Annotated in this window: 12 protein-coding genes; 3 read left to right on the top strand and 9 right to left on the bottom strand. The window is 68.5% G+C overall.

Annotation, left to right across the window (positions count from 1 at the left end; genetic code table 11):
- Positions 1-48: 48 nt before the first annotated feature.
- Positions 49-1,809 (top strand): DUF4012 domain-containing protein, encoded by a 1,761-nt coding sequence (locus AB0N61_RS08450; RefSeq protein WP_363363106.1) that lies wholly within the window; start codon positions 49-51, stop codon positions 1,807-1,809.
- 193 nt (positions 1,810-2,002) lie between these two features.
- Complete coding sequence (locus AB0N61_RS08455) at positions 2,003-2,533, top strand: hypothetical protein (RefSeq protein WP_363363107.1); 531 nt, start codon at positions 2,003-2,005, stop codon at positions 2,531-2,533.
- A gap of 180 nt (positions 2,534-2,713) precedes the next feature.
- Here the strand turns inward: AB0N61_RS08455 and AB0N61_RS08460 are convergent, their stop codons facing one another.
- The 6 genes from AB0N61_RS08460 to AB0N61_RS08485 form a co-directional block, all read right to left on the bottom strand.
- Entirely contained in the window at positions 2,714-4,084 is a 1,371-nt protein-coding gene (locus AB0N61_RS08460; protein WP_363363109.1) for an LCP family protein, read from the bottom strand.
- Between the two features lie 80 nt (positions 4,085-4,164).
- Positions 4,165-4,632: a 5-(carboxyamino)imidazole ribonucleotide mutase gene (gene purE, locus AB0N61_RS08465; protein ID WP_167945271.1), complete on the bottom strand. Its 468-nt coding sequence runs from the start codon at positions 4,630-4,632 to the stop codon at positions 4,165-4,167.
- Positions 4,633-4,741: 109 nt separating this feature from the next.
- Entirely contained in the window at positions 4,742-5,866 is a 1,125-nt protein-coding gene (locus AB0N61_RS08470) for a 5-(carboxyamino)imidazole ribonucleotide synthase (protein ID WP_363363112.1), read from the bottom strand.
- A gap of 88 nt (positions 5,867-5,954) precedes the next feature.
- The gene (locus AB0N61_RS08475) at positions 5,955-6,509 is read right to left on the bottom strand and encodes a PH domain-containing protein (protein ID WP_363363114.1); all 555 of its coding nucleotides are present in this window, start codon (positions 6,507-6,509) and stop codon (positions 5,955-5,957) included.
- A gap of 57 nt (positions 6,510-6,566) precedes the next feature.
- Complete coding sequence (locus AB0N61_RS08480; RefSeq protein WP_363363116.1) at positions 6,567-7,331, bottom strand: biotin--[acetyl-CoA-carboxylase] ligase; 765 nt, start codon at positions 7,329-7,331, stop codon at positions 6,567-6,569.
- A gap of 1 nt (position 7,332) precedes the next feature.
- Positions 7,333-8,616, bottom strand: a complete 1,284-nt coding sequence (locus AB0N61_RS08485) for a CDP-glycerol glycerophosphotransferase family protein (protein ID WP_363363118.1) — start codon at positions 8,614-8,616, stop codon at positions 7,333-7,335.
- Positions 8,617-8,769: 153 nt separating this feature from the next.
- Between AB0N61_RS08485 and AB0N61_RS08490 the strand changes: the two genes are divergently transcribed.
- Positions 8,770-9,795, top strand: coding sequence for a glycosyltransferase (locus AB0N61_RS08490; protein ID WP_363363186.1), 1,026 nt, complete (start codon positions 8,770-8,772; stop codon positions 9,793-9,795).
- Positions 9,796-9,820: 25 nt separating this feature from the next.
- Here AB0N61_RS08490 and AB0N61_RS08495 read toward each other — a convergent pair whose 3' ends face one another.
- From AB0N61_RS08495 to AB0N61_RS08505, 3 genes are read right to left on the bottom strand one after another with little or no spacing between them, the layout of a single operon-like run.
- The gene (locus AB0N61_RS08495; protein ID WP_363363120.1) at positions 9,821-11,257 is read right to left on the bottom strand and encodes a CDP-glycerol glycerophosphotransferase family protein; all 1,437 of its coding nucleotides are present in this window, start codon (positions 11,255-11,257) and stop codon (positions 9,821-9,823) included.
- Positions 11,254-12,507, bottom strand: a complete 1,254-nt coding sequence (locus AB0N61_RS08500; protein WP_363363122.1) for a CDP-glycerol glycerophosphotransferase family protein — start codon at positions 12,505-12,507, stop codon at positions 11,254-11,256. Before AB0N61_RS08500 ends, AB0N61_RS08495 begins: the two co-directional genes overlap by 4 nt.
- A gap of 53 nt (positions 12,508-12,560) precedes the next feature.
- Positions 12,561-14,144 carry a trypsin-like peptidase domain-containing protein gene (locus AB0N61_RS08505; protein WP_363363124.1) on the bottom strand — a complete coding sequence of 528 codons (1,584 nt, stop codon included), beginning with the start codon at positions 14,142-14,144 and terminating at the stop codon, positions 12,561-12,563.
- Positions 14,145-14,232 lie beyond the last annotated feature (88 nt).

A 14,232-nucleotide genomic window follows, 5' to 3' on the forward strand; every position in this document is an offset into this window, starting at 1 on the left:
TGCGAGCCCGTCCGCCGCCGATATCCCGCTTCATGCTTGAATGCAGGGGTGAGTGACGGACGCCTGCCTGTACGTCGTCGGTGGTTGCGGTGGACCATCGGCGTGATCGTGACCCTCGTCGTGCTCGCGATCGGCTGGGTCGGCATCCGTGGGATAGGCGCAGTCAACGATCTCCAGCAGGTCTCGGCATCGTCATCGAAGCTCAAGCAGGCGATCGTGCAGGGCGACCTCGAGAAGGCCGCGTCGCTCTCGGCGAGCATCGCTCACCACGCGGGGTCGGCTCACGACCTGACCTCCGATCCGGTCTGGTTCGGCTTCGGTCTGCTGCCGTGGATCGGGCCGAACTTCTCGGCGGTGAGCGAGGTGGCCGAGATCGCCGACGACGTGGCCGCGGACGCGCTCGTGCCGGTTCTGGCGGTGGCCGACGAACTCGATCTGGGGAGCCTGGGACTCTCGGGTGGACGGATAGATCTGACACCCTTCACGCAGATCGAGCCCGCATTGGCTGACGCGAGTGCGACCTTGACGGCTGCCGAGACGCGAGCACTCGGCATCGACGCGGATGCGACCCTTCCGCCCCTGGCCGATGCCGTACGGGAGATGCGCTCAGCCGTCACCCAAGCGGCGACGGCTGTCGGGGCGCTGCATGGCGCGTCGGCGCTGCTGCCGACCATGCTCGGCGGTGAGGGGCCCCGCAATTACGTGCTCGCGATGCAGAACAATGCCGAGCTGCGATCATCCGGCGGCATCATCGGAGCGATCGCCCTGCTGCACGCCGAGAACGGTCAGATCACGCTGGTGCAGCAGGCCTCGGTGCCGGATTTCCCGTCGCTCGACACACCGCTGCCGCTGAGCGAGTCGACGGTCGCCCTCTTCGAGGACAGCCCCGGTCGCTTCATGCAGAACCTGACGAGCATCCCCGACTTCACGGAAGCCGGCCCCGCGATCGCGGCACGATGGCAGAACCGCTTCGGGCAGCCGGTCGACGGGGTCATCGCGGTGGACGCCGTGATGACCGAGAACCTCGTCGCGGCCACGGGCCCGCTCACCTTCGGCCCCTTCACCGCCACGAAGGACACGGTCGTGGGGCTGCTGATCTCGGAGATCTATGCCAGCGTCCCGGATCCGGCGGCACAGGATGAGATCTTCTCCCAGGCGGCCGGAGCACTTCTGTCCGCGGCGCTGACCGAAGCCGCCCCGAAGGATCTCGTCGCCGCCCTCGCCGCTTCCGCTGATGAGGATCGCATTCGAATCTGGAGCGCTCATGAGGACGAGGAGGCGATCCTGTCGGCGTCCTCCCTCGGCGGGGCGCTGCCCGACGACGACGCTCGGACGCACGTCGGCGTGCTGTTCAACGACACGACCGGCGGGAAGATGGACTTCTACGCCGACGCGGCCATCACGACGTCGATCGGCACCTGCGACGGCGAGCCGACGACGCAGGTGACCGTGACCTGGAAGAACGACGCACCGGCCGATGCCGCGACGGCGCTGCCGGAGTACGTGACCGCCAACGGGTTCTATGGAGTGCCCGCCGGATCCACCAGGACCCTGATCACCGTGTACGGCCCCGAGGGTGCGACTCCGTCTCACATCGACCGCGACGGAGAAGAGGACAGCGTGCAGACCGCTCTGCTCGGGTCGCGCTCCGCAGTGCAGCACGAAGTCATCCTTGCACCGGGTGAGTCGTCGACGATCACCGTCGAATACCAGGGCACGGGAGCGGGTGAGCGCCTCACCGTGGTCGACCACACGCCCATGGTCACCGCCCCTGAGATCTCCCGAGAACAACTGCGTTGCGCTCCGTGACTTTCCCGATTCGATGATGTAGTGTCAATGCCACTGGGGAATATCTGAGTTCTGCACTCCTGTCGTGGGGACAGGAAGAGCTCACGCAGTCGGATGCAGGGGTGTATCCGAGGCGATTCCGCGTGTATTTCTGGGGAGAATCATGCTGAAGAAATTGGCTGCAATCAGCCTTACCGCTGGCGCACTCGTGCTCATGGCACCTGCTGTCGCCTCCGCCCAAACGGTCGCCACGGCCGAGTCCGACTCGTATGCGGGCACACCACGCGTGAGCGTCGATGACCCGATCATCGACATCTGCGAGGTGTCCACCGTCGTCTTCGGCGCGGGGTACTTCCTGCCGTCCGAGAACGTCGGCGTATCGGTCTCCGGTCTCAATGCCGGTGATGCCGCCATCTCGGGCAACACCGCTGCAGCCGACGGCAGCCTCGTCGTCACCTTCCGCCCGCCGTCCGATGGTGAGGGCTCCTATGCGCTCGCCTTCGGGGGCTCCCGGTCGTACACGGCGACGATCACCGTCTCGCACGGACACGATTCTGCCGTGAGCTGCGACCACGATCCTGCGGTCGCGTCCGCAGGAACGGAGCTCCCGCTCACCGGCGGCGGACTCGAGCTCGCTCTCACCGGCGGCAGCGTGTCGCCGTGGGTTCTGGGAGGTGGGGCAGCCGCTCTCGTGGCTGGTGGAGTGCTCGTCGCCACAGGCGTCGCGCGCCGTAAGCGCGCCTAGGTCAGGTCCCCGCTCTCAGCGGGAACCGACTGGACGACGGTGATCCCTCCCCCTCCGATCACCGTCGTCTGGTGAATCCGGTCCTGAACCGGAGGCCCACGGCCGCCACCTTCACTCTCAGGGTGGTGGCCGTGGGCTCACTCATGTCCGACTGTCGACCGAGCGGGACAAGCCGCCCGCTCACGGTGTGGGGGTCGGAGTCTCCGTCGGAGGATGCAGCGTCTGCTGAACCAGGTCGTGAATGTACGCGTAGTCCGGCGCGTGCTCGTCCACGCCGTTCTCCGGAGTGAGCTCGGTCGTGGTGACGGGCTGCTCGCGAGCCTTGGTCATCAGATCGAAGAACTCGGGCAGCTTGTCCTGGGGCAGATCGGTGCTGATCAGCTCCGTGCCCGCAGCAGCCACCTCATTGAACCGCGTGAGCACGGTCTGCGGCGTGAACTGTGCGAGGATCGCCTCCTGCAGCTCGCGCTGGCGCTTCATCCGATCCCAGTCGCTGGTCGTGTAGCGTGACCGCGCGTACCACTGCGCCGTGTCTCCGTCCATGTGCTGCTGCCCGACCTCGATCCAGCCGGTAGCCCACGCATCCACGTCGTACGGGTCCGTTCCCTCGGGCGGACCGCCCTTGGGGAGCCGCTCCGTCACGTCGATGTCGACGCCGCCGAGAGCATCGACGAGGGCAGCGAACCCGTGCATGTCGACGAAGACGTAATACGGGATCTCTATGCCGAGAACGCCCTCTGCCGCATCCTTGGTCGCCTCGATGCCGGGATCGGAACCGTGCGCGGCGGCGTCCGGATACAGGCCCGTGCCGTTGTCGTCGCGGCAGATCTCCGCCGCGTTGCGCACGTGGTTCATCCAGCCGTTCCACCCGCACGAACTCGAGTTGTGACCTTCGAACCCGTTCGGGTACAGAGCCTGCATCGGGCTCCCCTCACTGAACGGGGCGTTCGGGAGCTCGCGCGGGATGCCGGTGATCGTCACGGCGCCCGTGGTCGCGTTCACCGATACCACCGAGATGCTGTCGAACCTCATCGAGTCGCGGCCTTCGCCGCTGTCCGCGCCGAGCAGCAGGATGTTGTAATACCCCTCGCTCGGAGGCAGGCTCGGTCCGCTCTGGCCGAAGATCGTACTGATCGTCCCCCGGGCGGTGCCGACATAGGACGCCGCATAGGCCGTTCCCGTCCCGACGAGCCCCAGCAGCAGCAGGGCGACGAGCGGGATGGCGAACTTCGACGGCCCGGGGATCCTGATCAGCCGGACGAGCCGCAGCACGTCGAAGGTGAGCACCGCCCACAGCACGAGGTAAGCGATCAGCAGGACCTGGACGAGAGTGAGGACGACTGCGGAGAACCAGCCGCCGCCGACCGTGAGCCACAGCAGCACCGGACGCGCGAACAGAGCCAGTCCGGCTCCCACGATCACGAGCAGCCATGCGGTGAGCGTCACCCCGAGACCGAAGCGACCGAGCCGTCGATTGCCGGCGAGCACCTGAGCGGAACCGGGAACCAGCACGTTCAGCAGCACCAGCCACCAGCCGCGTTTGGTCATCATCCCCGCATCCGCGGTGTTCGGATGCCGGAGCGGACGGCTCTCTATCAGTGGTCGCGCCGTACCTCGCGGCGGCGCAAGGGTCACAGGGACCCCTTCAGCCGATCGTTCTTCTCCTCGACCTGCGCTTCGAGATCGAGCGCGTACGCTTCGATCCGATCCGCGAGGTCGTCGTCGGAGGTGCCGAGGATCCGTGCGGCGAGGATTCCCGCATTACGTGCGCCGGCGATCGAGACCGTCGCGACCGGGATGCCGGCCGGCATCTGCACGATGGAGAGCAGCGAGTCCATCCCGTCGAGATAAGCGAGCGGCACGGGCACTCCGATGACCGGCAACGCCGTCATCGAAGCGAGCATCCCGGGAAGGTGTGCGGCCCCGCCTGCGCCGGCGATGATCACGCGGATGCCGCGACCGCGCGCGTCGCGTGCGTATTGCATGAGCTTGTCGGGGGTGCGGTGCGCCGAGACGACCTCCACCTCGTGCGGGATCCCGAAGTCCGTCAGCGACTGGGAGGCATCGTTCATCACGCGCCAGTCGGAATCGGATCCCATGACGACGCCGACGAGGGGCGCGCTGGAGGAGTGCAAAGGCTCAGTCACCCACTCAGGCTACGGTCTGGTGCTGGGAGAAACCCCGAACGGCACACCCCTTGACGCACCCTCAGTCGAAGTGAGCCGCTGCCGCGCGCGCGACGTACACGGCGTCATCGAGGTCGTCGCCGGTGACGTTGACGTGCCCGACCTTGCGGCCCGGACGCGGGCTCTTCCCGTAGGTATGGATCTTCGCCGAGGGGTGCTCGGCCATCGCGGCGGCAAAACGGTCGCCGAGGGAGCCGCTCTTCGGCCCCCCGAGGATGTTCACCATCACAGACCATGCGGCCTGAGGCGCGGTGTCGCCGAGCGGGAGATCCGCGACGGCGCGCAGGTGCTGCTCGAACTGCCCTGTGACGGCGCCGTCCTGGCTCCAGTGGCCGCTGTTGTGCGGCCGCATGGCGAGCTCGTTCACGAGGATCCTCTCGTCGTCAGTCTCGAAGAGCTCGACCGCGAGCATCCCGGTGACCCCGAGGCCTTCCGCGATCGACCGACCGATCTCCTCGGCGACCTCCACGAGACGTTCGGGAGCATGAGGCGCCGGTGCGATCACCTCGGCGCACACGCCCTCGCGCTGCACCGTCTCGACCACCGGATAGGCGACGATCTGACCACCGGGGCGACGAGCCACCTGCTGCGCGAGCTCGCGGACGAATCCGACCAGCTCCTCGACGAGAAGCGCCTCGCCGTCGGCCAGGCCGTCGAACCAGTCCCGCGCCTCGCCGGCCGCACGCACGACGCGGACTCCCTTGCCGTCGTAGCCGCCGCGCGGAGTCTTCACGACCCCCTGGCCGTCATGCTCGTCGAGGAACGCCTGCAGCTCGGAGAGGTCGCGGACCGGCGCCCAGTCGGGCTGGGGCACGCCGAGCTCCTCGAGTCGCGCCCTCATCAGCAGCTTGTCCTGCGCGAACTGCAGAGCGTCCGGTCCCGGGTGCACCGCCACTCCCTCGGCGACCAGGGCCCGCAGCACCTCCTGCGGCACGTGCTCATGGTCGAAGGTGACGACGTCGACGTCCTGGACGAACGCCCGGACGACCTCGAGGTCGTGGTAGTCGCCGACCGCCGTCGCGGCGAGCTGCGCGGACATGCCCTCGTCCTCGGCGAGGACTTTCAGCTCGAGTCCGAGCTCGACCGCCGGAGCGATCATCATCCGAGCCAGCTGGCCTCCACCGATCACACCAACGCGCAGCGCCATGAGCCGCCTCCATTTCGTCCTGACCATTCTCGCGCATCAGCGGGACGCCGTTGACGCATGGCGCCCGGATGGCCGACGCGGTGCTCGCTCAGAGTGCGGCGGTGCCGTCGTGACCCGACTGCGCGTCGCGGTGCGCCAGGATCTGACTGACCTCGATCTGATCCGCCAGCGTCTCGTGCACGAGGGTCACGTTCGGGACGTTCGCGAGGCGCAGCGGTGCATCCACCCCGTTCGACAGCGTGATGGTGCCGACGCCCCACATCCTTTGGATCACTCCGCGGCGGACGCCGATCGTGTACCCGCGTGCATGCGACATCTCGCGCCTGTTGCGGGAGCCGACACCATGGTTGACGATGACCCGCCGCGTGGTGACGGTGACCGAGCGCGAATACCAGATGATCCATGGCACGACGACCAGGAGGAGGACGATGATTGCGGCCGCGCTCAGCAGCATCCAGTTCTCGAACGGCGCCGGCAGATTGTCGTAGAAGAAGGACGTCGCGCCGAACACGGCGATCAGCACCAGCGCCGACCAGAAGAGCCTCCGCGCGTGGGCGCGGAACCGAGCGATGAGCAGCTCTTCGGCGGGCGCACCCGGCGGTGGCATCGTCGGCCTTCCGCCGAGAGTCACGGGCTGAGTCACTCCTCCATTGTGCCCGCTACCTCGGACATCGGCGCTCGCACGCCGGGCGTGTCAGACTCAGGCCGGCCGCACGTGCACGACGTCTCCGGCAGAGATCGATGTCTCCGTGCCCGCGCTCAGCACGACCAGCCGACCATCGACGTCGAGTCGTGTGGCCCGTCCGACGACGACCGAGTCGCCGGGAAGAGACACCCTGACCTCCAGACCGATCGTGGCGCACCGGTCGGAGGAGGCGGCGTGGAGCCCGCTCGCGACGGCATCGCCCGCTTCGGCGAGCTCCGCGACCAGCCGGTCGAGCGTGTGCAGGTAGGTGGCGAGAAGCCGGTCGGCATCGACCGGGACGCCCAGGACGGCGAAGGACGTCGCGGTCGGCACCGGAAGTTCCGACGCCGTCATCGCCGTGTTCACACCCGTCCCCACGACGACCGCATCCTGGCTCGCCTGAACCAGGATGCCGCAGATCTTGCGACCGTCGACCAGGATGTCGTTGGGCCACTTGACGGCCACATCATGGTCGGGAAGCTGCTCGGCGATCGCATCCGCCATCGCCACCCCGGCCGCAAGGGGTATCCAACCTCGCGTCTCACCCCTCGAAGGCAGCGTCCGCAGCAGCACGGAGACCGCGAGCGATGCGCCGGGCGCGGACGTCCAGGAGCGACCGAGTCGGCCCCGCCCGGCCGTCTGGTTGTCGGTCACGAGAACGGACAGGTGGGGGGTCGACGACGACTCGCGCGCTCGCTCGCCGAGCATCTCGTTGGTCGAGCCCGCTTCGGCCAGCACCTCGAGACGCGAGGCGACCGCAGCCGTGAGTGGAAGGTCCACGTCAGACCTCCTCTTCGTCAGCCTCTTCGTCGTCATCGTCCTCGTCGGCGCGGACCGCCCCGATCTCGTTCGCCTGCCAGCGATCCCATTTCTGCATGAGCTCTGCGATCGCGGCGTGGAACTTCTCCGTCGCGACTCCCGGAGCCGTGTCGCCGAAGTAGTGCTGCACCCACATGCGCAGTCTGGCGATCGCAGCCTCGTCGGCACGCACGCGCTCGACCTCGGCGACGATGTCACCCGCGGCTTCTGTGCTGAGCCATTCGCAGTCGGACAGGTAGCCGTTGGTGTCGATCGATGCCCGCTCGTCGGCCGGCCTGGTGATCATCAACGGCTTGCCGACCGCGAGTCGGTCGTAGACCATCGCCGAGATGTCGACGACCGCCACGTCCGCGGCGGCCAGCTGCCATCCGAGTTCCGCGCCGTCGTCGTAGACGTGCTGCGCGGCAGGGTCCGCCGCGTTCGCGGCGGCGATGGCGGCGATGATCCGCCGGTGGGCGGCGCCGTACGCATCATCGATCACTCCGCTGCGCGGGTGCGGTCGGTAGATCACCCGATGCCGGTCCGATGCGAGCAGCGTCGTGACGAGGGTCTCGCCGTGCGTGGCGATCGACCCGTAGTGGGCGCTCGGGCGATCGCCCTCCCACGTCGGGGCGTAGAGCACCACCGTGCGCTCGTCGGGCACATACGGGAGCGTGCCCGAGTAGTGATCGGCCTGCGGGCGACCGATCTCGATCGTCCGCTCATCGATGTCGTAGTCCCACAGGGTGCGCGACAGGCGGTCGCGAGCGGCCTGACCGGCGACCAGCGCATAGTCGTATGCCTTGTACTGATTGGTCGTCATGTACATCTTGTCGGACTCACCGTGGTTGATGAACACGTGCCAGCGCCTGCCGTAGCGGAACATCTGGAAGTTCCGGGTGTTCTGGTTCACGTAGAGGACGACGCGGATGTCCTGCGTGGTGACGAACCTCTCGAGATCTCGGATCGTCGGGACGAAGGCCACGGGCGGCCCGTTCTCGTCGAGGAGCTTGTCGGCCCCCGTCGCCGACCTGGACAGCACGACCACCGGCCAGTGCTTCGACAGTTCGACGAGAGGGCGGTACCACTGCCTCATCTGGTACATGTTCACGTCGCCGTCCGCGAAGTACACCGCCACCTGATAGTGCTCCGGGAGGTGAGGCTCACGCTCTGCGAGGCGCCGCCTCACTCGCTGAACAGCCGTGCGCGAGGCGAGCGCCCGCTTCAGCAGCCGGTAGGCCTTCTTCGAATCGGACACAGCACCCATCCCTCCAGGATACCGAGTGCACCGGGCCGGGCCGCCTGCCGCCTCCCGCGACCGGCGACCCCGCGAATCAGCGAACGCGCGAGAAGCGCATGCCATGATCGTCATGTGCCTGACAATGACATCGCCGCCCCGGAGAACGGAGTGTCTTTCGTCATGCCCGTGCTCAACGAACGCGCCTATCTCGAGCATGCGGTCGCCTCCGTGCTCGCGCAGGAGCTCACTGTGCCCGCCGAACTCGTGCTCGCGCTCGGACCGTCCACCGACGGCACGACGGAACTCGCTCAGAGCCTGGCCGCGGGTGACCCACGGATCCGGCTCGTCGACAATCCGGCGGCTCACATCCCCGTCGGGTTGAACGCCGCGATCAGGGCGAGCCGTTTCGCGACGATCGTGCGGGTCGATGCGCACTCCGAGCTCGCGCCCGGCTACGCGGCGCGCGCTCTGCAGACTCTCGAGCGCACGGGCGCCGCGAACGTCGGCGGCGTGATGCGTGCCGACGGCCGCACCCCCTTCCAGACCTCGGTCGCGCGTCTCTACAACTCCCCGGTCGGACTCGGCGGCGGCGCCTATCACGGCGGCACCCACGAGGGGGAAGCCGAGTCCGCGTACCTCGGCGTCATGCGCCGGGCCGTGCTCGACGAGGTCGGCCTCTTCGACGAGTCGATCCGTCGCGGCGAGGACTGGGAGCTCAACCTCCGCATCCGCCAGGCCGGGCACCTCGTCTGGTTCGACCCGCATCTCTCGGTCACCTACTGGCCCCGCGAGAGCTGGCTGCGCCTCGCGCGACAGTTCCGGGCGACGGGCGCGTGGCGCGGCGAGCTGGTTCGGCGTTACGGGCGCCGCAACGGCATCCGCTACTTCGCTCCCCCGGCCCTCGTGGTGCTCGTCGTACTCGCTCTCCTGACCGGCGTCCTGCAGCTGACCGGCGCCCTCTCCGGGGTTCTCTCAGCCATCGTCGGAGGCCTGGTGTATCTGCCGCTCGTCGCCTACCTGCTGCTTGTGATCGGCGTCGCCTGCCTGCCCGGCGGAGGCGGACCGCGTCAGAGGCTGTGGACGCTGGCCGTTCTGCCCACCATGCACCTGTCCTGGGGCCTCGGCTTCCTCGAGGGCGTGCTGCGCGGCGCTCGCGACACCGTCGATGCGTCTCGACTCGGCACCCGCAATACGCCGCTCCCCTGAGCCGCCGATCACAGCGCGCGGCGACTCACCGGGTGACGTACCCCTGATCGAGGATGCGCGCGACCACGCGCTCGGCCGAGTTTCCGTCGTCCCGTGAGTTGAACTGCGCCCGCCACGCCGCGTATCGCTCGGCATAGGCGGACTCGTGCTCGGAGTCGGCCAGAGCCGCGACCAGTTCTTCCTGCGTGTGGACCAGAGGGCCGGGGGCGCGGGTCTCGAGATCGAAGTAGAACCCTCGGAGTTCTCCGCGATAGTGAGCGAGGTCGGGGACCAGGAAGAACATGGGCTTTCCCGTGACGCTGAAATCGAACATCACCGAGGAGTAGTCGGTGATCAGCACGTCGGCGGCGAGCAGGAGCTTCGAGGTCTCGGGGTAGCCGGTCACGTCGATCACACGGGCGCCCGCGTGATCCCTCCCCGTGTCGATCGTGCGCGAGTGACCGCGGACGAGCACGACGGAGTCCGTCTGCCTGGCGAGCTCCTCAGCATCGACGAAGTCGACCATCTCCGGCCGGTCGTCGCGCCAGGTCGGTGCATAAAGCAGCACCCGTTCGCCGTCGGCGATGCCCAGGTCGGCCCTGACCGCAGCCGCGTCGCCCACGATGAGAGCGTCGTTCCGCGGATAGCCCTCGACCCAGATCGGCCGCCCGAAGAAGGCGTATGCCTTGCGGAGGATGCGTTCGGAGTAGGTGTTCTGCGCGAGGAGCACATCCCAGCGGCGAGACTCCTTCACCACCGCCGCCATGCGACGAGGATCGAAGCCGGGCCGGTGCAGGGCCAGCCGCTTCAGCGGAGTGCCGTGCCAGGTCTGCAGCACCTTCTGGCCGGGCTTACGGGCGAAGCGACGCCTCAGCCAGTCGTTCACGACCAGCAGCCGGGATGCCGCCCGGGCACGCCACCACTCCGGGCTGCCCTCGACGACCGCGATCGCGCCCTCCGGAACAGCCACCGACAGGTCGACGACACTCCAGTAGCGCACGACGTCCGGCGCCTGCGCGAACAGCGCCCGGTCGATCGCCTGGGGGTTGCAGCCGACCGCGCGCCCGTAGAAGCTCTCGAAGAAGACGGCGTTCTCGGTGCCCCCGGGGTGCGCGATGTAGCGGCGCTCGAGGGTCGCCTGACCCTCGTTCGTCTCGTAGACGGGATCGATCGGCGCCGCGATGCGAACCGTCGTGCCGTCGACCGCGATGCGCACTCCGGACAGCACCAACGGCGCGATCAGGAGGTCGTCGATCTCGACATCGGAGATGTGCAGCTCGTACTCCCCCGTCGGCAGGGGAAGCTCGGGGCCGCCCCACCGCGATGCGCGCAGCGGGAACGTCGCCTTCCAGGTCTTGCCACCGCCGCTGATCCGCGCGTCGACGCGGGCACGAGGCCCGATCAGCTCTGCGGTGGCGGGGCGCTGGCCGGCGCCTGCGATGACCAGCGTCTCTGCCGCCTCATCGATCCGGGCCGTGGTCATGCTGCTCCCTTCGGCGCGGGAATGCCCCGCGCTCGGATTGTCGCGTAGACGCGTCGGGTGTTTCCGCCGTCGCGGAAGGCGTGCATCTGCGCGCTGAGCGTACCTGAACGCTCGGCGCGGGCGGAGAAGGCCTCGTCATGCGCGAGAAGCGCCGACAGCTGCGGCAGCAGGGAGTCCCAGTCCGTCGCGGCATCGTCGCCCGCCACGTCCTGGAATCGACCGTAGAACCCTCTCGTCCGCGCGTAGTCCTCGGCGTCGGGGGCGAGGAACAGCACCGGCATCCTGAGCAGCCCGACGTCGTAGGCCAGCGAGGAGTAGTCCGTGATGAGCACATCGATCGCCGGCAGCACCGGTGTGACATCCGTCAGCACGCTCGATCCGAGCGAACGCACCCGCGTGCTGGGCAGCGGGGGCGCATAACCGCCCTCTCCGAGGGGGTGGGAGCGTATGAGCAGCACAGCATCCTGCTCTTCGAGGAGCTGGATGATCCGCACCCACTGGGCGGCCGACGGGACCGCCGGGTCGTCGGCTCCGTCACGCCACGTGGGGGCATAGAGGATCGTCCGGGCACCGTTCGGCAGCTCCCCGATCACGCGCTCCAGCGCATCCGACGCGGTGGCCCGTCGCTCGGTCGGGTCGCCTGCGGACAGCACGTCGACTCGTGGCTCGCCGGTGACGACGACGCGGCCGTCGCCGAGCGCGAAGGCCGACTCGAGCCGGCCCCTCGACCGGTGGGACGCGGCCGGGAACACGCGGATCCGCTGCGCGGCGCGACGGTAGAGGACGCCGATGACACGCCGCAGCACCGGCGCACCCGGGACATCGGGGACCTGCGTGGTCGCGGGTGAATCCAGGCCGATCCGCTTGAGAGGGATGCCGTGCCACAGCTGCACGACGAAGGCGCCGGACACGGCGTAGCGGTTCACGTCACCGAGCCCGTGCGTGACGACGACGACGCCCGCGCGCGCGGTCGCCCACCATCCTCGCAGGCTGGCCTTGCGCACCGCGCGAAGGCCGAGCGCCGCGGCGACACGGTCCTCGCGATCGGAGGATGTGAGCCACAGGGTGTCGTGCCCTTCGGTGGCGGCGACTCGCTGCAGGGCGAGTGCCCCGTCGCCGACGCCGGCACCGCACCCGAACACCCATCGCCGCCCCCGCGGAACGACGAGGGTGCCGGCACGTCCAGCCAGATAGAGCGGTATCCGAAGCAGCTTGGCCGCATTGCCGGAGCCGAAAGAGAAGGACGCCACACCGCGAGCCTATCGCGGGGTGGCGCCCTTCTCGGTGAGCGCGATCGCCTGAGTCAGCCGGCGAGCTCGCCCAGGGTCACATCGGCCTCGTATTCCTTGCCGCCGCGGATGTAGGTGACCTTCGCATCGCTGCCGCCGGCTGCCGCGCGCACCTGCGCCGTGAGGTCGCTGGCACTCGTGATGGGCACGCCGTTGAACGCGGTGACGATGTCATCGGCCTTCAGCCCGCCCGCTTCGGCAGCGCCGCCACCGGTGACATCGGCGATGTAGGCGCCCGACACGTCGGCGTCCTGGACGCTCGCCGCATCCTGCACGGACGCACCGAGCAGACCGTGGCTGGCTGCGCCGTCCGAGATGATCTCCTCCGACACCCGCTGTGCGATGTTCGCCGGGATGGCGAAGCCGATCCCGATGGAACCGGACTCCTCGGAACTGCCCGAGCTCGCGATCGCGACGTTGATGCCGATGAGCTCACCCTTGCTGTTGACCAGGGCACCGCCGGAGTTGCCGTGGTTGATCGCGGCATCCGTCTGGATCACGGCGATCGAGATCGACTCGGAGGTCTGCTGCGACGAGTTGCCTGGCAGATCGAACTGGAAGGGGCTCTCGCCCTCCTCCGGCGTCTGCTGCTCGTTCTGCGGAGCGTCTTCCGAGGACGAATCGGGCAGAGCCGACGACGCGATCTGGATGCTGCGGTTGAGGGCGCTGACGATACCGGTGGTCACGGAGTTCGACAGCCCGAGGGGCGCGCCCAGAGCCACCGCCGTGTCTCCCACGTTGAGCTCGGAGGAATCGGCGAAGTCGATCGGGGTGAGATCCGTCGCATCCTCGAGCTTGATGACGGCGAGGTCGTAGATCGGATCCGTTCCCACGACGGTGGCCGAGAAGATGCGCCCGTCCGATGTCGTGACCCGGATCGTGGGATCGGCGACCGCGCCGCCGAGCGTCACGACGTGCGTGTTCGTGAGCACATAGCCGTCGTCGCTGATGATGACGCCCGATCCGCTGCCGCCCTGATCAGACCCGGCCACCTCGATCGTGACGACCGACGGAAGCGCCGCGGTTGCGACGGCCGTCGTCTCGTTCACGGACCCGGGGTTGTTGACCGTCACGGTCTCGGGGCCCTGGGCGACTCCCGTCGACCCCTGATCGGAGATCCCGTTGAGGATCGCTCCGCCGCCGAAGCCGGCGACTCCTCCGACGAGTGCGGCCGCCACGACGATCGCAGCGAACTTCACTCCGGCGCGGGGCTTCTGATCCTTGGTCTTCACCGAGGCGCCAGCCGGCTGTGTCGCGGTGTGCAGACCGAATGCGGCGCCGGGAGCCGTCGCGGTGGGCGCACCCACCGGGCCCTGCTGCGGTGCGGCCTGATGCCCGGGAGCTCCGAAGTACGGCTGGGGAACCGTCTGAGCCTCGGAAGGCACCGCGGCCGACGGGGCCTCGAACGCCGACGCGGGTGGCGATGTGAACGTCGCGGGGACATGGTGTCCCTGATACGGCCCCGGAGCGGCGACGGTGCCGGGTGCCTCTGCGGCGGCATCCGTCGTCGAACGGTCGACGACCTCTGCTGCCTCGGTGGACGGCGCTGCGTCATTCGACGCAGGTGCCGAGTGGTCCTGGGTGCTGTCTTCGTTCATGGTGTGTGCTCCTTCAACAACGCCCTCTCAGAGTGACGCCTGTATCTGTGCGTTTCGTATGGCGAAGATGAGTTTCAGCTATGGCCTT

Origin of the sequence: Microbacterium sp. NPDC089320, assembly GCF_040684875.1 — a bacterium.
Classification (GTDB): domain Bacteria; phylum Actinomycetota; class Actinomycetes; order Actinomycetales; family Microbacteriaceae; genus Microbacterium.